Genomic DNA, 22485 nt, shown 5'->3' on the forward strand with positions numbered 1-22485 from the left:
ATCTTCGGGAACGAGACCTTGGCCCAGTCCGGCTCGTCCATGGCCTGCCAGCGTTCGAAGGCGTCCAGGCGCCAGGCCAGCATCCATTCCGGCTCGTTTTTCTTGGCCGAGATGAAGCGGACGATGTCGGCGTTCAGGCCCTTGGGCGCGAAGTCCTGCTCGATGTCGGTGACGAAGCCGTGCTTGTACTTCTCCAGGCTCTCGACGTGTTCGACGGTCTGTTTGACGGCGGCCATCAGGCGTTCTCCACCTGAGGATGGCGCGCGGCGTGGCGGGCGTGGGCGGTGGTCCAGGCCTCGACGAAACGGTCCCAGTCGGCCTGCGTCGTGCTCCAGCCGCCGCTGACGCGGATGGCGCTCGCGGCCAGATCGCCCTGCCCCATGGCCTCCAGCACCGGCGAGGCCTTGACCTTGCCCGACGAGCAGGCCGAGCCCGCGCTGACCATCACGCCGGCCAGATCCAGGCCCATGACCTGGACGTCGGCCGGGAAGCCCGGGGTGGAGACACACAGCGTGTTGGCGAGCCGCGGCGCGGCCTCGCCCATGACCACGGCGCCAGTCGCCTTGAGCTTTTGCGCGGCGGCGTCGCGCCAGGCGGCGCGGCTCTGGAAGTCTTGCAGGCCTCTCAGCGCCTCGGCGGCGGCGGTGCCGAAAGCCGAGATGCCGGGAACGTTCTCGGTGCCGCCGCGGCGGCCGCGCTCCTGCCCGCCGCCGTGCTGGCGGCGCGACAGTGTGGCGCGCGGACCGAAGGTGAGCGCGCCGGTCCCCTGCGGCCCGCCGATCTTGTGGGCGGAGATCGACAGGGTGTCGGCGCCGAGCCCGCGGCTGTCGACGGGGATCTTGCCGGCCGCCTGGATGGCGTCGACGTGCAGCCAGCCGTCGGCGGCGCGGACGATCTCGGCCGCCTGCGCGACCGGCTGGATGACGCCGGTCTCGTTGTTGGCGAGCATCAGGGCCACGAACGGCTTGCCGTCGGCGGCGTCCCAGCGGCCCAGGCGGTCCGCCAGCCAGGCGAGGTCAGCCTCGCCGTTCCCGTCCACGGGAAGCACCTCGACAGCGACGCCCTGCGCGCGGGCGGTCTCCTGGATGCTGTCGTGTTCGATGGCCGAGACGATCAGGCGGCGCGAACCGGCCGCGACAGCGCTTTCGATGGCCAGCGCATTGGCCTCGGTGCCTCCGGAGGTGAAGACCACAGTGGGGGCCGGCGCGGCGATCAGGGCCGCGACCTGCTCGCGGGCGGTCTCGACCAGCGCGCGGGCCGCGCGGCCCGCGGCATGGATCGAGGACGGATTGCCCACATGCTCCAGCACATGGACCATGGCGGCGAGCGCCTGCGGCCGCACCTGGGCGGTGGCGTTATGGTCGAGGTAAACGCTCATGCGGCCTTCCGATGGGCCAGGCGGCCGGAGATCACGTCGGCCAGGCTGACCGAGGCCAGATAGTCCTCGATCCGGTCGCCCAGATGTTCCCAGAGATCATGGGTCAGGCACCGCTCGCCCTTCAGCATGCAGCCCTTGCCCTGTTCGGCGCAGCGCGTGGCGCGGATCGGCTCGTCCACGGCATGCACGATGTCGGCGATGGTGGTCTCGGCGGCCGTCTTGCTCAGGCGATAGCCGCCGCCGGGGCCGCGGGCGCTCTGCACCAGACCCTTGCGGCGCAGCCGCGCGAACAGCTGCTCGAGGTAGGAGAGCGAGATTTCCTGCCGCGTGGCGATGTCGGAGAGCGCCACGGCGCGGCACGGCTCGTCCTGGCGGCGGGCGAGGTCGGCCATGGCCATGACGGCGTAGCGGCCTTTGGTGGAGAGACGCATCGGATGCGGTCCGTCTTCGTGCTGCGCAGTTTTCTCGCGTTTCGCAGCGGCCCTATGTTATAGGCCGCCGCCTTGCGCGGGACCGGTCCTGCCGGCGGGTCGGACTTAAGAAGACCCAGCGCAGTAGTCAAGTATTCTAGGGCCATCTGGACGGATGGCCCGAGCGGAAAGGGATCTTATGCCAGAAGTGGTTCTGACCGGCGCCGCCGGGCGCATCGAAGGCCGCTATTCCCAGGGCAAGAGCGAGACGGCCCCCGTCGCGCTGATCCTGCACCCGCACCCCAAGGCGGGCGGCCAGATGAACAATCCGGTCACCGTCCAGCTGTTCCACCTGTTCATGAAGCGCGGCTTCTCGGTTCTGCGGTTCAATTTCCGCGGCGTCGGCCGCAGCCAGGGCGAGTTCGACAGCGGCATCGGCGAACTGGCCGACGCGGCGACGGCGCTCGACTGGCTGCAGTCCACCAACCCGGCCGCCTCGCAGTGCTGGGTCGCCGGCTACAGCTTCGGCGCCTGGGTCGGCATGCAGCTCCTGATGCGCCGGCCGGAGACGGACGGCTTCATCTCGGTCTCGCCGCCGACCAACGCCTACGACTTCTCGTTCCTGGCCCCCTGCCCGGCGTCGGGCCTGATCCTGCACGGCGGCAATGACAGCGTGGTCCCGCCGATCGAGGTGGAGCGCGTGGTCTCCAAGCTGCGCACCCAGAAGGGCATCGTCATCGACTACGACGTCGTCGAGGGCGCCACCCACTTCTGGATGGAGAACCTGCCGGACGTGGAACAGCGCGTCGGCGCCTATCTCGACAAGCGCCTGGCGGCCGAGCCGGCGTAGGGCCGCAATGACCGCCCCGGAAGACGCCATCCGGGCGCGGCGGCGCCTCACCAACAAGTTCATCGCCGAGAAGCAGGCCCAGAGGCTGCGGCCGTTCTTCGCGACCGACGCGCGGCTGATCCCGGGCGGCGGCGGGCTGATCCTGGGCGCCGACGCCCTCGTCGCGGCCTTCGAGGCGCAGTTCCGCGAGCCGGGTTTCGTGGCCTATGTGCGCACGCCCGACAGTGTGGAGGTCTCCACCGCGGGCGACACGGCCGCCGAGACCGGGCGCTGGACCGGCAATGGCTTGTCAGGCGCCTACATGGCCGCCTGGCGCAAGGTCACCGGCCAGTGGGTCATCGAAAGCGAACTCTTCGTGACGCTCCACGGCTAGGCCGACGCCCGCGATCGGCACGTTCACCCACAACGGGCTCCGCCAGATGACGATATAGACCAGGGCCTCGATCGCCAGCATGGCGGCCTCCACCGCGACGAAGCCTGGCAAACCCCGGCCCAACACGATGGCCACGATCCAGAGCATCGGCAGCAACAGCGCCCCTTGCGTGATGAAGGGGACGAACGTCGCGGCCTTGGTGGCGCCGGCGCCGCGCAGCGCAAAACCCAGGACGCGGGCGAAGATGTCTAGGCTGACGACGGCCGCAAGCAGGCGCGCCGGCCAAACCGCCATGGCGACCACGGCCGGATCGCTGATGAACAGGGGCAAGACCGTCTCCGGGGCGGCCAGCACGATCAGCCCGAGCGGCGTGGCCAGGACCGCGCCAGCGGTCGCCGCGCGCCAGCCCCAGCGGCGGGCCTCCGGGCGCTCGCCCCGCCCCAGCGACTGGCCCACCAGGGTGGCGGCTGCGACCCCCAGGCCGACGGCCAGCTGGATCGGCGCCAGCATCAGATTGTTGAGCACGTTGATCACCGCCACCTCGGCGACGCCCAGGCGCGCGACGATGGCGAAGGCGCCGAGCAGGCAGGCCTGACTCAGCGACTGCTGGACGCTGACCGGCCAGCCGATGCGCACGATGTCGCCAAGACCCGCCCGGCTGAGGCGGCGCGCGAACAGGCCCGGAACCGGCGCCCAGCGCCACGCGATCGCGGCCTGCAGGCCAAGCGTTAGGACTCCTGCGGCGGTCATGGCCATGCCGGCGCCCGGGGCCCCCAGGTTTGCGCTATGGATCAGCAGGAAGCTCGCCAGCACCTGACAGGGCGCGACCGCGGCGGTGACCGCGAAGGCGACCGTCGGACGCCCAGAAGCGATCCAGGCGGCGTTGAAGGGGATGGTGAGGCCAAACAGCAGCAGCGCCGGCGACGCGGCCCGCAGGAAGGCGGCTCCCGTGCTCGCCGCCGCGCCCGGTCCAAGCATCGCCGTCAGGACGGCAGGCCCGGCCAGAAAGGCGACGGCGCAAAGGGCCAGCCCCAGCGGCGCGCCGAGCGCCAGGGCCTGTGTGAGCGCAGCGCCCGCCTGGCGCGGCTCGCCGGCGCCGGTGGCGCGCGAGACGATGGCCTGGGCGCCGGTGTCGAGACCGTACAGAAGCGCCAGCAGCAAGGTGAAGAGGACGCTGGCGAGCCCGACTCCGGCCAGCGCCGCCGAGCCCAGCCGCCCGACCATGGCGAGCGTGGCCAGGCTGACGGCGTTCTGGATCAGAAAGAAGCCGACGAGCGGCGCGGACAGGACGGCGATCGGTCGGGCGACGCGGCGCAGATAGCCTTCCATGCCGCCGAGCCTAGCGCCTCACCGTTGCGTGGTCACGGCGCCTTGGTCCAGGTCTGGGCCTTGCAGAACACCAGCACGCAGCCCGAGACCTTCAGGGCGCCGTCGGCGCCGATGCTCATCTTCGACTTGTAGGTCTTGCCGTCGTTGGGGTCGTAGATCTTACCGTCGACCCATTGGCCGGCCGCCTCGCGGGTGAAGCCGCTGACGATCAGCACGCCGATCAGGGGCCGCGCGCGCAGCGCCGGATCCGGGTTGTTGGCGTCGTGCGGCGGTCCGGGCGGCGCGTCGGCCGGCGGTTTCAGCCAGATCAGCGCGCCGCAGGCCTGGGCCGGATTGGCGGCGCACGGCCCCACCCTGACCTTGCCGTCACCGGTCTGGGTGACCCAGTCGCCGAAGGTCGGATCGGCGGCCGGCGCGGCATGCGCCGCGTGACCGACCGTCAGGGTCACGGCCAGCAGGCCCCCTATCATCAGACCCGGGCCCCAGATCCAACGATCATTCATAGCGCAACGCTCCCACCGGCCGGGCCCGGGCGACCCGCAACGCGTGGACGAAGACTGTGCCCCAGGCGATCAGCACCGCAAGCCCCACCGCCGCGACGAAGGTCCAGGGCGCCAGCGGCACCTTGTAGACGAAGCCCTGCAGCCACCAGTTCATCGCGAACCAGGCCGCCGGCACGGCAAGCGCGCTCGCCCACAGCACCGGCTTGGTGAACTGCCAGAGCAGCAGTTTGAGGATGTCGCCGGAATTGGCGCCCATGGCTTTGCGGATGCCGATCTCCTTGGTGCGCCGCTCGGTCGTGTAGGCCGACAGCGCGAAGAGGCCGAGACAGGCGATGGAGAGCGCGATCAGGGCGCAGGCGGTGATCACCGCCCCTTGCACGATGGTGTCGATGTACCAGCGCAGCAGGAACTGATCGACGAAGTAGCGGATGATCGGTCCGTTCCCGAACCGCTTCCAGACCTTGTCGATGGCCGGCAGGGCCTGCGCCTTCATCGCCGGATCGAGGCGGACGTTGAGCGCCATGGAGTCGTATTGGCCGCCCGATTTCTGGGCGATCGGGAGGATGGCCGCGCCGATCTTGGTTCGCGCCGACGCGAAGCTGAAGTCCGGCACGACGCCGATGATGAGCGACGGCAGGCGGGTGGTCCCCGACCAGCACCGGCCGGTGCACCCCGGGTCCGCCAGGCCGTCCCAGACGATCGACTGGCCTACAGCCTGGGCGGGGCTGGCGAAGCCCATCTCGCGGACGGCGGTCTCGTTGATCACCAGGGGCTGGTGGAAGGTCGCGCCGTTTGCGGCGTCGGCTGGACGGTTCGGGTCGTAGAACCGGCCGGCCACGGGTTTCAGCCGATAGACGTCGAAGAAGTTCGGATCGACGGGGCTGAGGACGACGTAAGGATTCTTGTGGCGGCCCGCAGTCACGGTGACCTCGTTGTCCATCAACGCCAGCGTGTCGCCTGACGAGCAGGCGGCGTTGATCACCCCGGGCACACGGCGGACCTGGTCCCGGAGCGTGTCGGTGCAGGGCTGCGCGAACAGCAGCATGACCTGGTCGTTGTCGAGGCGCGTGGAGGCCTTGATGGAGAACATGGTCTGCCGATAGATCGTGCCGGCCCCCAGGATCAGCGCGATCAGCACCGAGAACTGCAAGACCACCAGCACCTGCCGCACGCCGGCGCCGCCGGCGCCCTGAACGGGCCCGCCCTTGAGCACGGCGGCCGGGCGGAAACGAGACAGGACGAAGGCCGGATAGGCGCCGGCGAGCAGCGCGACCAGCAGCAGGACGCCGAAGATGCCGGCGGCCAGGCCGGGGTCGTGCAGGTAGTCGAAGTGGATGCGCCGCTGGACCAACAGGTTGAAGGCCGGCAGCAACAGCTCCGCCAGCGCCACCGACACCAGCCCGGCCAGCAGGACGTAGACGAAGGCTTCGCCCATGAACTGGACGATAAGGTCGCGCCGCGAGGCGCCGGCGGCCTTGCGCACGCCGACCTCGACCGCCCGCCGCGCGGCCCGCGCGGTCATCAGGGTGACGAAGTTGATCGCCGCCACCAGCACGATCAGGGCGCCCACCGCGCCGATGGAGGCGACGATGCCGGGATCGGCCGGCGCCTTGTCGAACTGGGTCGACATCGCCCGGCGCATGTGGATATCGGCCACGTTGATCGGCACCATACGCACGGTGTTGGCGTCAGTGCTGTTCGAGTCGTACCGCTTCACGAAGGCCGGCATCCGGGCCATGACCGAGGCCAGGCTCGCGCCCGGTTTCAGCCGGAAGTAGGTGTTCAGACGGTTGCCGGCCCACATGTTGTAGGCGGGATCGTTCATCACGCTGTTGGGCGCCAGGGCCGAGACGAAAAGGTTGCCGTTGATTTCGGTGTTGGACGGCAGATCCTGCAGCACGGCGACGACGCGCAGCGGGTGCTTGTCAACCATCAGGATCTCGCCGATCGGCGTGTCGCGGCCGAAGTATTTGCGCGCCGTGCTGAGGTCGACGATCACCGTGTCGGGGGCGTCCAGGCCGTGGGCGATGTCGCCGGCGACCTTGGGCATCGGCATGATGCGGAAGAAGTTCGGGTCGACGAACTGCACCCCCTGCTCGGCGGCGCTGATCTCGCCGTGGCGGACCTCCGGCGGGAAGCCGCCAAAAGCGAAGCGGGAGACCTCTTCCATCTCCGGGAATTCGAAGCGAAGGGCCGCCGCCAAGGGCACGGGCGTGTAGGCGTTGTCCGAGGTCTTGCCGCCCGGGGCCGTGACGAGCTGCGAGATGCGGTAGGTCCGCTGCCAGCCGGGGATGAACTTGTCGTAGCTGTACTCGTCGCGCACGAAGAGGGCGACCAGCATGGCGGCGGCGAAACCGATGGCCAGGCCGGCGATGGTGATCCCGGCGTAGAGCCGGTTGCGGCCCAGGTTGCGCAGCGCGGCGGCGAGGTAACTACGCAGCATGGTCATCCCCCTTCAGGGTCAGAACGGCTTTCATTCGTAGCGAAGCGCGGCGACCGGACGGGTCCGGGCCACGCGCCAGGTGTGGGCGAGCACCGTCGCCCAGGCGATCAGGACGGCGACCGCGGCGATGGCGATGAAGCTGAGCGGCGTGAGCGCCACCCGGTCGCCAAAACCGCGCAGCCAGGCGCGCATCAGCAGGCATCCCAGCGGGACGGCGATCAGGATCGCGGCCAGCACCGGCTTGCTGAATTGCCAGAGCAGCAGGCGCGCGATGTCGGCGGCGGTGGCGCCCATGGCCTTGCGGACGCCGAACTCCTTGGTCCGCTGCTCGGTGGTGTAGGACGCGAGCGCGAAGAGGCCGGTGCAGGCGAGCGCCACGGCCAGGCCCGCGCAGACCGCGACCACTTCGCCCAGCGTGAGCACGTCGGCGTAGGCCTCCCGCACCGCGTCATCGAGCGGCCGGGCCGGCGCCGGGCTGAAATGCCCGGAACTGCGCCATAGCGGCCCGAGCGCATGCAGCACGCTGGGCGCCGCCGGCGTCGAGACCCTGATGCTGAGCAGCTCCATCAGGCCCGGATCGACCCAATAGATCACCGGCTTGACCGCTTCGCGGCTGAGGCCCGGATAGTCGGGCACGACGCCCAGCACCTGGGATGACTGGTCGTGCAGCATCTTGGTCGTCCAGCCGACGCCTTGCGTGAACGGCGCGTGGAAGCGGTCCCAGCGGATGATGCGGTCGACCGCGGCCTGCGGCGTCGCAAAGCCCAGCCGGCGGGCCGCGGCGGCGTTGAGCACGACCGGCGGCCCGTGATCGTCGTCCTCCGGATTGCGCACCAGAGGCTGGTCCGCCGGTCGGTCGGCCCGGAAGGTGCGGCCGGCCAGCGGATGCAGGCCATAGAGCTCGAAGAAGCCCGCCTCGACGGAGCCCAGCGCCACGGGAACCGCCTGGCCGTCCACGGTCTTGGCCATGGAAGTGAAGCCCTGATTGCGCAGGATGCCGCCCATGGCGCAGGCGGCGCCCACGACGCCCGGAAGGGTGCGGACCCGATCCTCGAAGGCGTTGCCGCAGATCGGCCGCCCGTTCACCAGCAGCACCTGCTGCGACCCGGCCGGCCAGGCATGCGCGACCGCCAGCCGGGTCTGGCGCGAGACGGTGACGATGACGATCATCAGCAGGACGAGGACCGCGAATTGCACGACCACCAGGGCCTGGCGCACCGCGCCGGACCCGGCGAAGGACCCGATGCCGCCCTTGAGCGCGCTAGCGGGGCGGAACCCCGACAGCACCAGCGACGGATAGAGCCCGGCGGCGAGCCCGACGCCGAGCGCCGCGGCGGCAAGGCCGGCGAGGAAGCGGAAATCGCCCAGATAGTCGAGCGACAGTTCCCGATTGAACAACCGACCCAACGCCGGCGCCAAAAGCTCGGCGGCGGCCAAGGCCAGGACGAAGGCGACGGCGACCTGGATCAGGGCCTCGCCCATGAACTGTACGATCAGGTCGCGGCGACGCGCGCCGACCGCCTTGCGCACCCCGATCTCGACGGCGCGCTGCGAGGCCCGCGCGGTCATCAGGCCCACGAAGTTGATCGCCGCGGTCAGCAGGATGAGCGCGCCGACGCCGATGACCGCGCCAAGGATGGTGCGGTCGCCGATGGGATTGATGTCGCCGGGATCGTCGATGTGCTTGCGCGGCAGGTGCAGCTCGCCGATCGGGGCGAGTTCGATGTTCATGTGCTTGTCGAGCAGCGGCCGCTGGGGGATGTGCCGCGCGACCATGGCCTGCATCTGACGGTTCAGGGCCTCCGCCGAGGCGCCGGGCGCCAGGCGCACATAGGTCAGAGCCTCGCCGCCCCAGGTGGCCGGGGGATCGTCGATGGCGTCCGGTTCGGTGGGCGTGAAGATCTGGGCCTTCAGATGGGTCTCGGACGGCAGGTCCTGCAGGACGCCGGTGACGTGATAGGCCATTGGCTTGCCGAGCTGGCCGCTCACCGGGCCATTGTCGTCCAGCGGGCGCAGCAGCAGGGTCTGCCCCAAGGGGTCGGCGTCGCCGAAGAACTTGCGGGCGCGGGCCTTGGTGAGGATCAGCGAGCCCGGCGCGCTGAGCGCGGTGTCGGGATCGCCCTCCAGCAGGCGCAGCTTCAGCACCCGCAGCATGTTGGGGTCGCCCCAGGCGACGTCCTCTTCGCGGTAGATCACCCCGCCGCGCTGGACGCCGTAGGTGTGCGGCTGCAGGCGCGTGGCCGCCTGCACCTGCGGGACGTCGGAGGTCAGGTAGCCGGCGATGTCGATGCGGGTCTCGTTCATCCGCGTCGGCGGGCCGTGGGCCGGCGGATAGAGGATCTCGCGGGCGATATAGAGCCGATCATGGTCGGGCAGAAAGCGGTCGTAGCTGACCTCGTGGCGCACGAAGATCCCCACCAGGATCGCCACCGCGAAGCCCACGGCGAGGCTGGCGATACTGATCGCCGCGTAGAGGCGGTTGCGCGTCAGATGCCGCACCGCCGTCACGAAGTAGTTGCGCCACACGGGCTTGAAACTCAGGCCGCCAGCAGGGTTTCGGAGACCACCCGGCCGTCGAGCAGCTTGATGGTGCGCTGCGCGACCGCGGCGTGGGCCAGCGAGTGGGTGACCATGATCACCGTGACCCCGCCGGCGGCGGCCTCGGTCAACAGCGTCATCACCGCCTCGCCGTTGACCGTGTCGAGGTTGCCGGTCGGTTCGTCGGCGAGGATCAGGCTGGGGTCGGAGACCAGCGCCCGGGCGACGGCGACACGCTGCTGCTGACCGCCGGAAAGCTGTTGCGGCCGGTGCCGGGCGCGGTGGCCCATGCCGACCCGCTCCAGCGCCTCGGCGACGCGGCGGCGGCGCTCGGCGGCGGGCACCCGGCGGTAGAGCAGCGCCACCTCGACGTTTTCGGCGACGGAGAGGTCGTCGATCAGGTTGAAGCTCTGGAAGACGAAGCCGATGCGGTCGCGGCGCAGCGCCGTAAGCTCCCGCTCCGAACGCCGCGCCACCTGCTCGCCGAAGAACTCGAAGTCGCCGCTGGTGGGCGTATCGAGCAGGCCCAGCGTATTGAGCAGGGTCGATTTCCCGCAGCCGGAGGGGCCCATGATGGCGACGAACTCGCCGCCCCTCACCTCCATGGAGATCTCGTTCAGCGCCAGGGTCTCGACCTCGGCGGTGCGGTAGATCTTGCTGACGTTGGTGAGCTTGAGCATTCCTGCCCTCCCGATTGAATTATTTCGTCAAAACGACGCGATCGACTTTTTCGAAGCCGTTGTAGTCCGAGGTGATCACCCGCTCGCCCGGCTTCAGGCCGCCCAGCACCTCCACCTGGTCGGCGCTGCGCCGCCCGATGTGGATGCGCCGGCGATCGGCGTGGGTCCCGCCGGCGTCGGCCACCATGGCCCAGTCGCCGCCGGTGCGCTCCAGGAAGGCGCCGGCAGGAAGGACGAGGGCCGGCCGATCGCCGCCAAGCGTCAGCCGGCCCTCCAGCGCCTGGCCAGGGAGGAGGCCATGCGGCATGGCGCCTTCGAAGGCGAGGTCCACCTGGAAGGTCGCGTTCTTCACCTGCGGATCGACGCGGGTCACCCGCACCGGAACCTCCTGGTCGCCGATGGTGACTCGGCCCGTCTGGCCGGGTTTAACCCGCTCCAGGTAGTATTCGTCGATCTGGGCCTGCAGCTTGAAGCCGGTGTCGGCGACGATCTGGCCCAGGCGCTGGCCGCGGTTGCGGATCTCGCCGACCTTGATGTCCATGTCGGTCAGCCGACCGGCGACCGGCGCCCGCAGCACCAGGCTGTCCAGCTTGCCGCGGGTGACCTTCAGGCTCTCCTGCAGGGTGGCGAGCTCGCTCTGGATCTGGGGGATCTGCCGGCGGCGCAGCGCATCCTGCTCGGCGTTGGAGGAGGTCTGCAGCGGCAGCAGTTTGCGATTGTGATCCAACTCGTCATGCACCTGCTCGTGCATGTCGCGGCTGATGTAGCCCTTGGCGACCAGCTCATCGCGCCGCTCGGCGGTCCGCTGCAGGCGGGTGATGTCGTACTGGATTTGGGCTTCCGCCTTCTCATTGGCGACCCGGGCGTCCTCGAGCTGCTTTTCGTAGGTCTGCAGCTGGGTGATCGATTCGACGAGCCGGCCCTCGCGGTCGAGGACGTCGAGCTCGAGCTCGGTGTTGCGGAAGCTGAGCAACGGCTGGCCGACCTTCACCAGGTCGCCGGCCTGGGCGAACACCTCCCGCACCTGCCCGCCTTCCAGGGCGTCGAGATAGATCACGTCCTTGGGCTGGGCGGTGGCGCGGAGCGCGACGAAGTCGTGGAACACGCCGGGCTCGGCAGTCCCCAAGGTGACGTTCTGCGCCGGCACCCGGACGGACGACCTGACGCCGCTGAGCGCCAGCGCGCCAAACGCCGCGGCGGCGAGCACGGCGGCCGTGACGCCGCCGGCGATCAGCGTGCGCCGGCGTCGCCACCAGGGCGTCGCGATCTGCCTGTCCATCCCAGAACTCATGGCCAACAGTGTCGCTTGGCGCCGGCGTTCGGCGAAACGACGCTCTATCAACGGCTTAGCCGGCACGATCACGATTGCATGCAACCCTGGTGTCCGGAAACGGACAACGGCGCGGGCCCTTGCGCGCCCACGCGCGCATAAGCGCTTGATCCAACTCGCTTTGCCGCCGGCCTCGCAACACCGTAGATTCAAGCTGTGGCGTGCAAGCTCTTGATCATCGACGACGATCCCGATGTGCTGAAGGCCGCCGCCGCGGCCCTGGCGCGGACCGCTGAGCAGGTCGACATGGCGCCGTCGCCCGAGGGGGCAGCCGAGCGCGCCCATCTCTACGACGCCGTCCTGCTGGATATGAACTTTGCAGCCGGCGCGCGCGACGGGGCGGCCGGTCTCGACACCCTAGACCGCCTGCACGAGGCCGATCCGGCGCTGTCGGTGGTGCTGATGACCACCTATGGCGGGGTCTCGCTGGCCGTGCAGGCGCTGAAACGCGGGGCGGCGGACTTCATCCTCAAGCCCTGGCGCAACGACGGCCTGGTCGAGGCCATGACCGCGGCCGCCGCGCTGACCGCCGAGCGGCGCGCGTCCGGCAAGGCCCTGAACCTCGACGATCTGGAGCGCCGCGCCATCGTGCGCGCGCTATCGCTCTACGACGGCAACGTCAGCCACGCCGCCCAGGCGCTCGGCCTGACGCGCCCTGCCCTCTATCGCAGGATGGAGCGCCATGGCCTCTAGGCCCTTCGGCGGCGCGGCCGGCTTCGCGTTGGGCGCCACGCTGCGGGCGGCGGCGATCAGCGTGCTGGCGTTCGGCGGCCTGTGGGCGGTCGAGCGCCATCTCTGGGCGACCGGCGTGGTGCTGGCCGGCGTCCTGGCGCTCGTCGTCGCCGACCTAGTCCGCAGCACCCGCGCCGCGGACCGGACGCTGGCGCAGTTCGTCGACGGCCTGACCGCCGAGGGCTACGAGCGTCCGACCATTCCCGCGGGCCTGAGCGAACTGGGCGTGGCGATCCGCGCAGCGCTGGACCGGCTGGCCGTCACCCGCGCCGAGCGCCAGCAGCGCACCGACTTCCTGGAGGCGCTGGCCGACACCGTCAGCGCCGCCTTGCTGGTGGTCGACGACAGGGGCGCGGTCACCGCCGCCAACCGCGCCGCGCGGGTCAGCCTGGGCGCCCACATCGGCGCCTTGGCCGCGATCCCGGTCTTGGGCCCCGAGACGGCCCAGCGGCTGCTAGAACTGCCCGTCGGCGCGCGGGAGATCGTGCGGCTGGCCGACCAGCGGGCGATGCTGGCGCAGGTCTCCGGCTTCACCGCCGACGCCGGCGCGCGGCGGCTGATCGCCCTGCAGAGCGTCTCCGGTGACCTCGACGCGGTGGAGGTGAAGGCCTGGCAGGACCTGGTCCGCGTTCTGGCGCACGAGATGATGAACTCGCTGACCCCGATCTGCTCGCTCTCCGAAAACATCGCCGGCAAGCTGGCGGGGCCGCACACCCCGCAGACCGAAGCCGAGGTGATCGAGGCCGCCGAGGTCATCGCGCGGCGCAGCCACGGCCTGATGAACTTCGTGGAACGCTACCGCCGCCTCACCGACGCTCCGGCGGCGGTGAAGACCCGCGCACAGGCCGCCGAGGTCGTGCGCAATCTGGACCAACTCGCTGCGGCGATGATCGGCGCCGACACGATCGCCTATTCGAGCGCGGTGCAGCCGGCGTGGCTGACCATCGACGCCGATCCCGACCTGCTGGAACAGGCGATGATCAATGTGCTGAAGAACGCCGTCGACGCGGTCCGCGGGCGCGAGGGCGCCGCGGTGCGCCTGACCTGCACCTTGGAGGAGGATCAGCTCGCGCTCACCGTCGCGGACAACGGCCCTGGCCTGCCGACCGACGATCCGGAAGGGGTGTTCGTGCCCTTCTTCACCACCAAGGCGGGCGGGTCCGGCATCGGCCTGACGCTCGCGCGGCAGATCGCGCTCAGCCACGGCGGGCGGCTGGAGCATCGCGCGGCGAGCCCGCACGGCGCGGTCTTCCAGCTGCTGCTTCCGCAGGCCTGAAAACGGGGCGGCTAGCCGGCGATCAGCGCGGCCCGCTCGGCGTCGGTCAGCACCCGCCACTTGCCCTCCGGCAGGTCGCCGAGCCGCAGCGAGCCGATGCGGATGCGGACAAGGTCCATGACGTGCATGCCGACCAGCTCGCACATCCGCCGGATCTGGCGGTTGCGGCCTTCCTTGAGGATGAAGCGCAGCTGCTGGCCCTCGACCACACTGACCTTGGCGGGCTTCAGCTGACGCCCGTCCATGCTCAAGCCGTGACACAGCCGCGTTATCTTTTCCGGCGTGATCTTGCCGGTGACGCGGACCAGATACTCCTTCTCCAGGTCCGATTCCGGCCCGATGATCGCCTTGGCCAGCACCCCGTCGTCGGAGAGCAGCAGGAGACCACGGCTATCCATGTCCAGGCGGCCGAGTGGCGCCAGCCGCGTATCGCGGTCGGGGATCGAGGGGCTCTCGCCGACCAGGGCGGCGCGTGTGAGTAGGCGAACGGCCGGCGTCTGGCCCTGCTCGGGCTGGGCGGAGACGATGCCCATGGGCTTGTGCAGCACCACGCTCAACGCCGCCGGCCCGCCACCGTCCGAGAGCGTCAGGGTCTGGCCTGGCAGGATCTTGCGGCCGGTGTCGGTGACCGTCTCGCCGTCGATGGAGATCAGGCCCTTTTCGATCAGCGCCTCAGCCTCGCGGCGCGAGCAGACGCCGCTCTGCCCCAGCCACTTGTTCACCCGCTGCGGCTCGGCCTCCTCGTAGCGCCCGGTCCAGGCCATCAAGAAGCTTTCGGAGGATAGGCGTGGAGTCGGCCCGCCGGGTCCTCGACGGCCCCGTCGCTGAGATAGTCCGGCCCCACCGGGACCTTCCCATGGCCGCCGGGGATGTCGAGGATGTAGGTCGGCTGGCAGAGGCCGGAGACCGCGCCGCGCATCGCCCGCATCAGGATCTGGCCCTGCTCGATGGAGGTCCGCAGGTGCGAGGTCCCCGGCGCCAGGTCCATGTGGTGCAGGTAGTAGGGTTTGATCCGCGTCTCCACGAGCGCCCGCATCAGGGCGGTCAGGGTCTCCGGGTCGTCGTTGACCCCGGCCAGCAGCACCGTCTGGCCCAGCATTGGGATGCCCGCATCGACGATCCTGGCGCAGGCGGCGCGGGCGGCGGGCGTCAGCTCGCGGGCGTGGTTGGCGTGCAGCGCGACATAGACCGTCTTGCCGGGCGGCTTCAGGGCGGCGACCAGCTCGTCGGTCACCGTCTCCGGGGCCACGGCGGGCACGCGGGTGTGGAAGCGGACGATCTTCACGTGATCGATCTGCGCCAGGCGCGCCATCGCCTCCCGCAGCCGGCGCGGCGACAGGATGAAGGGATCGCCGACGGTGACGATCACCTCCCAGATGTCGGGACGCTGCGCGATGTAGGCCATGGCCGCGTCGAGCGCCGCCTCCGACAGCGGGCGCAAGCCGTCCGGCCCTACCATCGCGCGGCGAAAGCAGAAGCGGCAGTAGACGGCGCAGGCGTGGTTGAGCTTCAGCAGCACCCGGTCGGGATAGCGGTGAACCACGCCCTCCACCGGCGAATGGGCGAAGTCGCCGATAGGATCGCCCGACTCGCCAGGTTTCAGATCGAGCTCGGCCGCGTCGGGGACGAACTGGCGGGCGATGGGATCGTGCTCGGCGCCGATCAGCTCCGCCATGGCGGGCGTGATCGCCACGGCATACTGCGCCGCCACCCGCTCCAGGACCGGCAGCCGATCCGCGGCGATCAGGCCCGCGCCGGCCAGCGCCTGCGCGCTTTTCAGGGTCTTGCTGGTCATTCCGCGGGCTTATGGGCCGCGTGGGCCGCGAGGTCAAAATGCACGGCGCCCGCGGCCGCCTAAACTTCCGCCACCGGCGCCCAGAGCACCTGCTCGATACGGTTGGCGCCGGTCGCCAGCATCACCAGGCGGTCGAGGCCGAGCGCGCCGCCGGACGCCTGTGGCATCTGGCCGAGCGCGCTGAGGAAGTCCTCGTCGACGGGATACCGCTCGCCGTAGACGCGGTTCTTCTCGGCCATCTCGGCCTCGAACCGGCGGCGCTGTTCGGCCGGATCGGTGAGTTCGCCGAAGCAGTTGGCGAGCTCGACGCCGCAGGCATAGAGCTCGAAGCGTTCGGCCACGCGGGGATCCGACGCCTTGGGCCGGGCCAGGGCGGCCTCGCTGACCGGATATTCGCAGAGGATGGTCGCGCGCTCGCGGCCGAGGTTCGGCTCGATCTTCTCGACCAGCACGCGACTGAAGACGTCGGCCCAGGTGTCGTCGGCGGCGACGCGGACGCCCTGCGCCTGGGCGGCGGCGGCCAGGGCGTCGCGGTCGGTGGCGCCGTCCGGTTCGACCATGGAGAGGAGGTCGATGGCGGCGAAACGGTGGAAGGCTTCGGCCAGGGTCAGGCGCTCGGGTTTTTTTGTAGGATCAATGTTTTGTCCGCGAAAGCTCAGGGTCTTCGATCCGGCGGCTTCGACGGCGAGCGTCAGTAGAGACGCGCAGTCGGCCATCAGGGTCTCGTAGGCCTCGCCGGCGCGGTACCATTCCAGCAGGGTGAACTCCGGATGGTGCAGCGGCCCTCGCTCGCGGTTGCGCCAGACGCGGGCCAGTTCGAAGGTCCGGCCCTCGCCGGCCGCCAAAAGCTTCTTGGCGGCGAATTCCGGGGAGGTGCGCAGATAGAGCGGGGCGCGCGCGCCGCTGAGGTCGATGGCTTGCGTGGCGAAGGCGTGCAGGTGCGCCTCGTTGCCGGGCGAGACCTGCAGGGCCGGCGTCTCCACCTCCACGAAGTCGCGCTCAGCGAACCAGGCGCGGATGGCGGCGGTGATCCGGTTGCGCGCCAACAGGAACGGGCGGCGGTCAGCGTGCTGCTGCGGCGTCCACCACGGCGAAGGGATTTGCTGGGACAAAAGGCGCGACCGGCTTGGGGGTGGCGAAATCAGCGCCAATCGCTATAGGGGCGCGACAAGAAATTCATCAGCGGAATCGCGCCAGCTTCGAGCGCGACCGTCGCCATCGAGGAATATCCGTTTGAAAGTAGCCGCCAGCTCGCTCCGCAAGGGCGCCGTCGTCGACATGGAGGGCAAGCTCTACGTCGTGCTCACCGCCGAGAACATCCACCCCGGCAAGGGCACGCCGGTGACCCAGCTCAACATGCGCCGCATCTCCGACGGGGTGAAGGTGTCGGAACGCTGGCGGACGACCGAGCAGGTGGAGCGCGCGTTCGTCGACGACCGCAACTTCACCTTCCTCTACGCGGACGGCGAAGGGTTCCACTTCATGAACCCGGAGAACTACGACCAGGTGGTCTGCTCCAAGGAAGTGGTCGGCGACGCCGAGCCCTGGCTGCAGGATGGCATGCAGGTGATGCTTTCGACCCATGACGGCGTGCCGATCGCGCTCGAACTGCCGCGTCTGCTGACGCTCGAGATCACCGACACCGAGCCGGCGGTGAAGAACCAGACCGCGTCCTCGTCCTACAAGCCCGCGACCCTGTCCAACGGCGCCCGCATCATGGTGCCGCCCTACATCGCCGCCGGCACCCGCGTGGTAGTCCTCACCGAGGATTTTTCCTATCACGAGCGCGCCAAGGACTGATCCTAACGCCTATATAGGGCGAGCGCCGGGGGGCGAGCCGAGAAGACCAACGCCGGTTGGAGTAGACCATGCGGACCACCCTCCTCGACCTTCGCAAGATGAAGGCGGCCGGCCGTCGCGTCCCGATGCTGACGGCCTACGACTATCCCTCGGCGAGGATCGCTGACCGGGCGGGCGTGCCGCTGCTCTTGGTGGGCGACAGCCTGGGCATGGTGGTCCACGGCCACGAGACGACGCTTCCCGTCAGCCTGGACGACATGGTGCGCCATGCCGCCGCCGTGGTGCGCGGCAGCGAGAACGCCCTGATCATCGCCGACCTCCCGTTCCTGACCTACGCCGATGAAGCCTCGGCGGTCGCCGCGGTGCGCCGGCTGATGCAGGAGGCCCAGGTCCACGCGGTGAAGCTTGAGGGCGGCCGCCACGTGGCGCCGATCGTCGAGCGCCTCGTCCAGCACGGCGTGCCGGTGATGGGCCACCTGGGCTTCACACCGCAGTCGCAGCACACCATCGGCGTCCGCGTGCAGGCCAAGCAGGCCGAGTGCGCCAAGCGCTTGATTGCCGACGCCTTGGCCCTGGAAGCCGCCGGCGCCTTCGCCGTGGTGCTAGAACTTGTGCCCGCCGAACTCGCCGCCGAGGTCACGCGCCGCCTGCGCATCCCCACCATCGGCATCGGCGCCGGCGCCGGCTGCGACGGCCAGGTGCAGGTCTGGCACGACATCCTCGGCCTGTTCGAGACCTCACCGCGCCACGCCAAGCGCTATGCCGAGATCGGTGCGGCCATGGAGGCCGCGATCCGCGCCTATGCCGAGGACGTGGGCGACGGCCTGTTCCCCACCGAGGCCCAAAGCGCCCGGATGGATGCTGACGAGTTGGCCAAGGCTCTGACCTGAGCTTTCGACGGTAAGAACATGAAAGTCTTCAAGACCGTGGCCGAGGTCCGCGCCGCCCGCGCTGCCGTCGGCGAGCTCGGCCTGGCGCCCACCATGGGCTTCCTGCACGCCGGCCACCTCAGCCTGGTGGAGCGCGCCCGGGCCGAGAACCCGACCGTGGCCGCCACCATCTTCGTCAACCCGACCCAGTTCGGGCCGAACGAGGACCTTGCCCGCTATCCCCGCAACCTGCCGCGCGACCTGGCCCTGCTGGAGGCCGCCGGCTGCGATCTGGTCTTCACGCCTGAGCCCGCCGAGATTTATCCGTCCGGCTTCGACACCACCGTCTCGGTCGGCGGCGTCACCGAGGGTCTGGAAGGCGCGGTCCGCCCCGGCCACTTCGCCGGCGTCGCCACGGTGGTCGCCAAGCTGTTCAACATCATCCAGCCCACCCGCGCCTACTTCGGCCAGAAGGACGCCCAGCAGAGCGTGGTGATCAGGAAGATGGTCCGCGACCTCAACATGCCGGTGGAGGTGGTGATCGCCCCCACCGTCCGCGAGCCGGACGGCTTGGCGCTCTCCAGCCGCAACAGCTACCTGACACCGGACCAGCGCGCCCGGGCCCCGGCCCTCTTCCGCGCGCTTTCCGCCGCCAAGACCGCCTTCGACGCCGGCGAACGCGATGCCGAGGCCCTGCGCGCGGCCATGGGCCGTGAACTGGCGGGCTTCACGATCGACTACGTCAGCATCGCCGACGCCGAGACCCTGCGCGAACTCGACCGCATCGACGGCCCGGCGCTGGCCTCCCTCGCAGCCTGCCTCGGGACCACCCGGCTGATCGACAACCTGCCGCTGAACTAGGGCTTCACGATCCGCCCGCCGGTCATCGGCTTGGGAACGCCCGTCGTCTTCGGGAAGCTGATCGGCAGGCCCCGCGCTGTCCGCGCAGCCAGGTAGGCGAAGGCCTCAGCCTCGATGGAGTCGCCGCGCCAGCCGTGGTCCTCGGCGGTCTTCACCGGCATGGGGAGGCGCGCGGCCAGCGCCTTCATGATCTCCGGGTTGTGGCGGCCGCCGCCGGTGACGATCACCTCGGTGGGGCTCTCGCCCATCATCTCAAAGCCCAGCCGCACGCCCTCGGCCATGAAGGCCACCAGGGTGGCGGCGGCGTCCTCAAGTTCGAGAGGCTCAAGCGGCTCCAGGGAGAAGTCGAAGCGGTCCAGCGACTTGGGCGGCGGCGCCTTGAAATAGGGGTGACCCAGCAGGCCGGCCAGCACGCCCTCGTTCACGCGGCCGACGCTGGCGTACCTGCCCTTGTCGTCGAAGCGGCCGGCGCCCCTCGCCTGCACCATCAGGTCGATCATGCCGTTGCCGGGCCCGGTGTCGAAGGCGGCGATCTCGTCGCGCCCAGAGTCATTGGCCGACCAGAAGGTGACATTGGCGACGCCGCCGATGTTCAGCACCGCCAGCGGGGCCTTGAGACCCGACGCCTTGGCGCGGGCCAGGTGGTAGATCGGCGCGAGCGGCGCGCCCTCGCCGCCCGCGGCCACGTCGGCGGTGCGGAAGTCGTGGGCCACCGGCACGCCGGACTTGCGCGCCAGCAGACCGGCGTCACCCAGTTGCACGGTGCGGCCCACGCGGCCCTCCTGCGGGCGCTCGTGCAGCACGGTCTGGCCGTGCATGCCGATCAGGTCGATGTCGGACCACTTGAGGTCGTTCGCCGCCAGGAATTCCTCGGCGGCGGCGAAGTGTTCCTCCGCGCCCGCCGTCGCGGCCTCAGCGAAGATCGCCGGCGGCGGCGCGCCCCGCGGCCAGGCCAGCGCCTGTTTCGTCGCCTCCAGCATGATGTCGCGCGCAGCCTCGGTGAGCTTGCGCTCGCCGGCCGGCCCGAAGGCTGTGATCGCCTCGCCATCGGTCTCCAGCACGGCCATGTCGACGGCGTCGAGGGAGGTTCCGGTCATGAAGCCGAGCACGCGCATGACGCTTGACTGCCATGCTCCGCGCCCCTAGTCAGCCGCCATGTTCGGCCCCGCCGCCCTCACCGGTCGCTATTACCGCCTGCCCTAGCCGCAGGCCGCCGATCCCACGCGCCTGCCCACCCGGCCGGCGCATCGTCCGAACAGAACCCCTCCCGCGCCGGCCTCCTCACTCACAAGGAGCCTGCCCCATGCCTCTTGCACCTATGTCCCTCGAACTTTCCGCCGGCGCCGTGCTAGAGCCCGGCCACCGACCGCTTGAGAATCCGCGAATGCCCGACCAGCCGTTCAAGTCCGAGTTCCTGCGGGTGATGCAGGATCGCGGCTACATCCACCAAATCTCCCATCCGGAGGAGCTGGACGAGGCGGCCTCGAAGGGCGTGGTCACCGGCTACATCGGCTATGACGCGACCGCGCCGTCGCTGCACGTGGGCAACCTGATCACCATCATGATGCTGCGCCGTCTGCAGCAGACCGGCCACAAGCCGATCGTCATCGTCGGCGGCGGCACCACCAAGGTCGGCGACCCGTCGGGCAAGGACGAGACGCGGCAGCTGCGCACGCACGACGAGATTCAGGCCAATATCGCCAGCCAGAAGCACTCGTTCGCCCGGTTCCTGACCTTCGGCGACGGGCCGACCGACGCGATCATGGTCGACAACGACGAGTGGCTGTCGAAGCTGGGCTATATCGACTTCCTGCGGGACTACGGCGTGCATTTCACGATCAACCGCATGCTGGCGTTCGACTCGGTGAAGCTGCGGCTCGACCGCGAGCAGCCGCTGACCTTCATCGAATTCAACTACATGCTGATGCAGGCCACCGACTTCCTCGAACTCAGCCGGCGCTACGGCTGCGTGCTGCAGATGGGTGGCTCCGATCAATGGGGGAACATCCTGAACGGGGTGGAGCTGATCCGCCGCGTCGACCAGAAGCCGGCGTTCGCGCTGACCACCCCGCTGCTGGCGACCTCGTCGGGCGCCAAGATGGGCAAGACCGCCCAGGGCGCGGTGTGGCTGAACGCCGACCTGCTCAGCCCCTACGACTACTGGCAGTTCTGGCGGAACACCGAGGACGGCGACGTGGGCCGGTTCCTGCGCCTCTACACCGACCTGCCGCTGGACGAGATCGCCCGGCTGGAGGCCTTGCCCGGCGCTGAAATCAACGAGGCCAAGAAGGTGCTGGCCAACGAAGCCACGACGCTGTTGCACGGGGCAGACGAAGCCGCCAAGGCGGCGGGCGCGGCCGAGGCGGCCTTCGTGCAGGGCAAGCTCTCCGATGACCTGCCGACCCACGAGGTGCCGGCCGCGGAGCTCTCCGCCGGCATCGTGCTGGCGGCGCTGTTCGAAGCCGCTGGCCTGGCCGGGTCGCGGGGCGAGGCCCGGCGGCTGGCGCAAGGCGGCGGCCTGCGGGTCAATGACAAGGCCGAGCCGGACGCCAACCGCACGGTGAGCGACGCCGACCTGGTGGACGGAGCCATCAAACTCGCCGCCGGCAAGAAGAAGATCGTCCTGGTGAAGCCCGTCTGAGCCGATTCAATCCTGTCATCCCGGACGGCCGTCAGGCCGAGCCGGGACCCAGGAGCGACCGCACTGCTTAAACCCCCTGGGTCCCGGCTCTCCGCTTCGCTGCGGCCGGGATGACGGGAATAGGGAGATGGTTATGTCGAAGATCACTGAAGGGGCTGCAGCGCCGGCCTGGGAGATGGAGAGCGCGGGCGGGCCGATCCGGTCGGCGGACTACGCGGGCAAGACCTATGTGCTCTACTTCTATCCGAAGGACGACACGCCGGGCTGCACCAACGAGAACAAGGACTTCACCGCGCTCGCGGGCGACTTCGCCAAGGCCGGCGTGGCCCTGATCGGCGCCTCGAAGGACAGCCTGAAGGCCCACGCCAAGTTCAGCGGCAAGTACGGCCTGGCCGTGCCGCTGGGCTCCGACCCTGAGGCCAAGACCATCGAGGCCTTCGAGAGCTGGGTGCAGAAGTCGCTGTATGGCCGCGAATATATGGGCATCGACCGTTCGACGTTCCTGGTGAAGGACGGCGTCATCCGGCGCATCTGGCGCAAGGTGAAGGTCGCCGGACACGCGCAGGCGGTGCTGGACGCGGCCAAGGCGCTCTAGCCGGCGCGACCTGGCGTCGCACGACGCGGCGCGCCGCCGCGGCGTGGCCGCCGGCCGAGCCGCGCGGTTTTTTCGCGTTCTG

At 69.9% G+C, this 22485-nt stretch carries 21 protein-coding genes and 1 pseudogene; 9 read left to right on the plus strand and 13 right to left on the minus strand.

Features of this window, described 5'->3' with window-relative positions:
• The 3 genes and pseudogenes from VKQ35_RS18660 to VKQ35_RS18670 all read right to left on the minus strand — a co-directional run.
• A pseudogene (locus tag VKQ35_RS18660) lies at nucleotides 1-236 on the minus strand (Fe-S cluster assembly protein SufB); the annotation flags it as partial.
• Nucleotides 236-1378, minus strand: a complete 1143-nt coding sequence (locus tag VKQ35_RS18665) for a cysteine desulfurase family protein (protein ID WP_324364227.1) — start codon at nucleotides 1376-1378, stop codon at nucleotides 236-238. The pseudogene VKQ35_RS18660 and the gene VKQ35_RS18665, both read right to left, overlap by 1 nt.
• The gene (locus VKQ35_RS18670) at nucleotides 1375-1809 is read right to left on the minus strand and encodes an Rrf2 family transcriptional regulator (protein WP_324364228.1); all 435 of its coding nucleotides are present in this window, start codon (nucleotides 1807-1809) and stop codon (nucleotides 1375-1377) included. Before VKQ35_RS18670 ends, VKQ35_RS18665 begins: the two co-directional genes overlap by 4 nt.
• Before the next feature lie 178 nt (nucleotides 1810-1987).
• Between VKQ35_RS18670 and VKQ35_RS18675 the strand changes: the two genes are divergently transcribed.
• Together VKQ35_RS18675 and VKQ35_RS18680 are read left to right on the plus strand one after the other, a co-directional pair.
• Entirely contained in the window at nucleotides 1988-2638 is a 651-nt protein-coding gene (locus tag VKQ35_RS18675) for an alpha/beta hydrolase (protein WP_324364229.1), read from the plus strand.
• A gap of 7 nt (nucleotides 2639-2645) precedes the next feature.
• On the plus strand, nucleotides 2646-3011 hold the full coding sequence (locus VKQ35_RS18680; RefSeq protein WP_324364230.1) for a DUF4440 domain-containing protein: 366 nt from the start codon (nucleotides 2646-2648) through the stop codon (nucleotides 3009-3011).
• Here the strand turns inward: VKQ35_RS18680 and VKQ35_RS18685 are convergent.
• Genes VKQ35_RS18685 through VKQ35_RS18710 form a run of 6 tightly spaced genes read right to left on the minus strand, consistent with a single transcriptional unit; the run spans nucleotide 2928 to nucleotide 11783 of the window.
• Nucleotides 2928-4340 carry an MATE family efflux transporter gene (locus VKQ35_RS18685; protein WP_324364231.1) on the minus strand — a complete coding sequence of 471 codons (1413 nt, stop codon included), beginning with the start codon at nucleotides 4338-4340 and terminating at the stop codon, nucleotides 2928-2930. The two genes, VKQ35_RS18680 and VKQ35_RS18685, sit on opposite strands and share 84 nt — an antisense overlap.
• A 32-nt stretch (nucleotides 4341-4372) precedes the next feature.
• Nucleotides 4373-4843, minus strand: coding sequence for a DUF2147 domain-containing protein (locus VKQ35_RS18690; protein ID WP_324364232.1), 471 nt, complete (start codon nucleotides 4841-4843; stop codon nucleotides 4373-4375).
• On the minus strand, nucleotides 4836-7286 hold the full coding sequence (locus VKQ35_RS18695) for an FtsX-like permease family protein (RefSeq protein WP_324364233.1): 2451 nt from the start codon (nucleotides 7284-7286) through the stop codon (nucleotides 4836-4838). Before VKQ35_RS18695 ends, VKQ35_RS18690 begins: the two co-directional genes overlap by 8 nt.
• Before the next feature lie 30 nt (nucleotides 7287-7316).
• A complete protein-coding gene (locus VKQ35_RS18700) occupies nucleotides 7317-9812 on the minus strand; it encodes an ABC transporter permease (protein WP_324364234.1) in 2496 nt (831 codons plus the stop codon).
• An 11-nt stretch (nucleotides 9813-9823) separates the two neighbouring features.
• The gene (locus VKQ35_RS18705; RefSeq protein ID WP_324364235.1) at nucleotides 9824-10504 is read right to left on the minus strand and encodes an ABC transporter ATP-binding protein; all 681 of its coding nucleotides are present in this window, start codon (nucleotides 10502-10504) and stop codon (nucleotides 9824-9826) included.
• A gap of 19 nt (nucleotides 10505-10523) precedes the next feature.
• Entirely contained in the window at nucleotides 10524-11783 is a 1260-nt protein-coding gene (locus tag VKQ35_RS18710) for an efflux RND transporter periplasmic adaptor subunit (protein WP_324364236.1), read from the minus strand.
• A gap of 207 nt (nucleotides 11784-11990) precedes the next feature.
• On the opposite strand from VKQ35_RS18710, the gene VKQ35_RS18715 reads away from it, so the two are divergent.
• The gene (locus tag VKQ35_RS18715; protein WP_324364237.1) at nucleotides 11991-12527 is read left to right on the plus strand and encodes a response regulator; all 537 of its coding nucleotides are present in this window, start codon (nucleotides 11991-11993) and stop codon (nucleotides 12525-12527) included.
• Nucleotides 12517-13842, plus strand: a complete 1326-nt coding sequence (locus VKQ35_RS18720) for a sensor histidine kinase (RefSeq protein WP_324364238.1) — start codon at nucleotides 12517-12519, stop codon at nucleotides 13840-13842. Before VKQ35_RS18715 ends, VKQ35_RS18720 begins: the two co-directional genes overlap by 11 nt.
• A gap of 11 nt (nucleotides 13843-13853) precedes the next feature.
• Here the strand turns inward: VKQ35_RS18720 and VKQ35_RS18725 are convergent, their stop codons facing one another.
• Genes VKQ35_RS18725 through epmA form a run of 3 tightly spaced genes read right to left on the minus strand, consistent with a single transcriptional unit; the run spans nucleotide 13854 to nucleotide 16749 of the window.
• The gene (locus VKQ35_RS18725; RefSeq protein ID WP_324364239.1) at nucleotides 13854-14606 is read right to left on the minus strand and encodes a pseudouridine synthase; all 753 of its coding nucleotides are present in this window, start codon (nucleotides 14604-14606) and stop codon (nucleotides 13854-13856) included.
• Nucleotides 14606-15637, minus strand: a complete 1032-nt coding sequence (locus VKQ35_RS18730) for a lysine-2,3-aminomutase-like protein (protein ID WP_324364240.1) — start codon at nucleotides 15635-15637, stop codon at nucleotides 14606-14608. Before VKQ35_RS18730 ends, VKQ35_RS18725 begins: the two co-directional genes overlap by 1 nt.
• Nucleotides 15638-15696: 59 nt before the next feature.
• The gene (gene epmA / locus VKQ35_RS18735) at nucleotides 15697-16749 is read right to left on the minus strand and encodes an EF-P lysine aminoacylase EpmA (RefSeq protein WP_324364241.1); all 1053 of its coding nucleotides are present in this window, start codon (nucleotides 16747-16749) and stop codon (nucleotides 15697-15699) included.
• Nucleotides 16750-16870: 121 nt separating this feature from the next.
• On the opposite strand from epmA, the gene efp reads away from it, so the two are divergent.
• The 3 genes from efp (at nucleotide 16871) to panC (ending at nucleotide 19167) form a co-directional block, all read left to right on the plus strand.
• A complete protein-coding gene (efp, locus tag VKQ35_RS18740) occupies nucleotides 16871-17437 on the plus strand; it encodes an elongation factor P (protein ID WP_324364242.1) in 567 nt (188 codons plus the stop codon).
• A 68-nt stretch (nucleotides 17438-17505) separates the two neighbouring features.
• On the plus strand, nucleotides 17506-18327 hold the full coding sequence (panB, locus tag VKQ35_RS18745; RefSeq protein WP_324364243.1) for a 3-methyl-2-oxobutanoate hydroxymethyltransferase: 822 nt from the start codon (nucleotides 17506-17508) through the stop codon (nucleotides 18325-18327).
• An 18-nt stretch (nucleotides 18328-18345) separates the two neighbouring features.
• Nucleotides 18346-19167 (plus strand): pantoate--beta-alanine ligase, encoded by an 822-nt coding sequence (gene panC / locus VKQ35_RS18750; RefSeq protein WP_324364244.1) that lies wholly within the window; start codon nucleotides 18346-18348, stop codon nucleotides 19165-19167.
• Here the strand turns inward: panC and VKQ35_RS18755 are convergent.
• Nucleotides 19164-20282 carry an anhydro-N-acetylmuramic acid kinase gene (locus VKQ35_RS18755; RefSeq protein ID WP_324364245.1) on the minus strand — a complete coding sequence of 373 codons (1119 nt, stop codon included), beginning with the start codon at nucleotides 20280-20282 and terminating at the stop codon, nucleotides 19164-19166. The genes panC and VKQ35_RS18755 overlap by 4 nt on opposite strands.
• A gap of 269 nt (nucleotides 20283-20551) precedes the next feature.
• Between VKQ35_RS18755 and tyrS the strand changes: the two genes are divergently transcribed.
• Nucleotides 20552-21808 (plus strand): tyrosine--tRNA ligase, encoded by a 1257-nt coding sequence (tyrS, locus tag VKQ35_RS18760; RefSeq protein WP_324364246.1) that lies wholly within the window; start codon nucleotides 20552-20554, stop codon nucleotides 21806-21808.
• A 133-nt stretch (nucleotides 21809-21941) separates the two neighbouring features.
• Entirely contained in the window at nucleotides 21942-22403 is a 462-nt protein-coding gene (locus VKQ35_RS18765) for a peroxiredoxin (protein WP_324364247.1), read from the plus strand.
• Nucleotides 22404-22485: the final 82 nt, after the last annotated feature.

The organism is Phenylobacterium sp. (assembly GCF_035309685.1).
Classification (GTDB): Bacteria; Pseudomonadota; Alphaproteobacteria; order Caulobacterales; family Caulobacteraceae; genus Phenylobacterium.

What these genes read in the sequence shown, in the direction of transcription:
- VKQ35_RS18665 (WP_324364227.1), bottom strand. Translation starts at nt 1,378, where the DNA reads ATGAGCGTTTACCTCGACCATAACGCCACCGCCCAGGTGCGGCCGCAG.
- VKQ35_RS18670 (WP_324364228.1), bottom strand. Translation starts at nt 1,809, where the DNA reads ATGCGTCTCTCCACCAAAGGCCGCTACGCCGTCATGGCCATGGCCGAC.
- VKQ35_RS18675 (WP_324364229.1), top strand. Translation starts at nt 1,988, where the DNA reads ATGCCAGAAGTGGTTCTGACCGGCGCCGCCGGGCGCATCGAAGGCCGC.
- VKQ35_RS18680 (WP_324364230.1), top strand. Translation starts at nt 2,646, where the DNA reads ATGACCGCCCCGGAAGACGCCATCCGGGCGCGGCGGCGCCTCACCAAC.
- VKQ35_RS18685 (WP_324364231.1), bottom strand. Translation starts at nt 4,340, where the DNA reads ATGGAAGGCTATCTGCGCCGCGTCGCCCGACCGATCGCCGTCCTGTCC.
- VKQ35_RS18690 (WP_324364232.1), bottom strand. Translation starts at nt 4,843, where the DNA reads ATGAATGATCGTTGGATCTGGGGCCCGGGTCTGATGATAGGGGGCCTG.
- VKQ35_RS18695 (WP_324364233.1), bottom strand. Translation starts at nt 7,286, where the DNA reads ATGCTGCGTAGTTACCTCGCCGCCGCGCTGCGCAACCTGGGCCGCAAC.
- VKQ35_RS18705 (WP_324364235.1), bottom strand. Translation starts at nt 10,504, where the DNA reads ATGCTCAAGCTCACCAACGTCAGCAAGATCTACCGCACCGCCGAGGTC.
- VKQ35_RS18710 (WP_324364236.1), bottom strand. Translation starts at nt 11,783, where the DNA reads ATGGACAGGCAGATCGCGACGCCCTGGTGGCGACGCCGGCGCACGCTG.
- VKQ35_RS18720 (WP_324364238.1), top strand. Translation starts at nt 12,517, where the DNA reads ATGGCCTCTAGGCCCTTCGGCGGCGCGGCCGGCTTCGCGTTGGGCGCC.
- VKQ35_RS18725 (WP_324364239.1), bottom strand. Translation starts at nt 14,606, where the DNA reads ATGGCCTGGACCGGGCGCTACGAGGAGGCCGAGCCGCAGCGGGTGAAC.
- VKQ35_RS18730 (WP_324364240.1), bottom strand. Translation starts at nt 15,637, where the DNA reads ATGACCAGCAAGACCCTGAAAAGCGCGCAGGCGCTGGCCGGCGCGGGC.
- panB (WP_324364243.1), top strand. Translation starts at nt 17,506, where the DNA reads ATGCGGACCACCCTCCTCGACCTTCGCAAGATGAAGGCGGCCGGCCGT.
- panC (WP_324364244.1), top strand. Translation starts at nt 18,346, where the DNA reads ATGAAAGTCTTCAAGACCGTGGCCGAGGTCCGCGCCGCCCGCGCTGCC.
- VKQ35_RS18755 (WP_324364245.1), bottom strand. Translation starts at nt 20,282, where the DNA reads ATGCGCGTGCTCGGCTTCATGACCGGAACCTCCCTCGACGCCGTCGAC.
- tyrS (WP_324364246.1), top strand. Translation starts at nt 20,552, where the DNA reads ATGCCCGACCAGCCGTTCAAGTCCGAGTTCCTGCGGGTGATGCAGGAT.
- VKQ35_RS18765 (WP_324364247.1), top strand. Translation starts at nt 21,942, where the DNA reads ATGTCGAAGATCACTGAAGGGGCTGCAGCGCCGGCCTGGGAGATGGAG.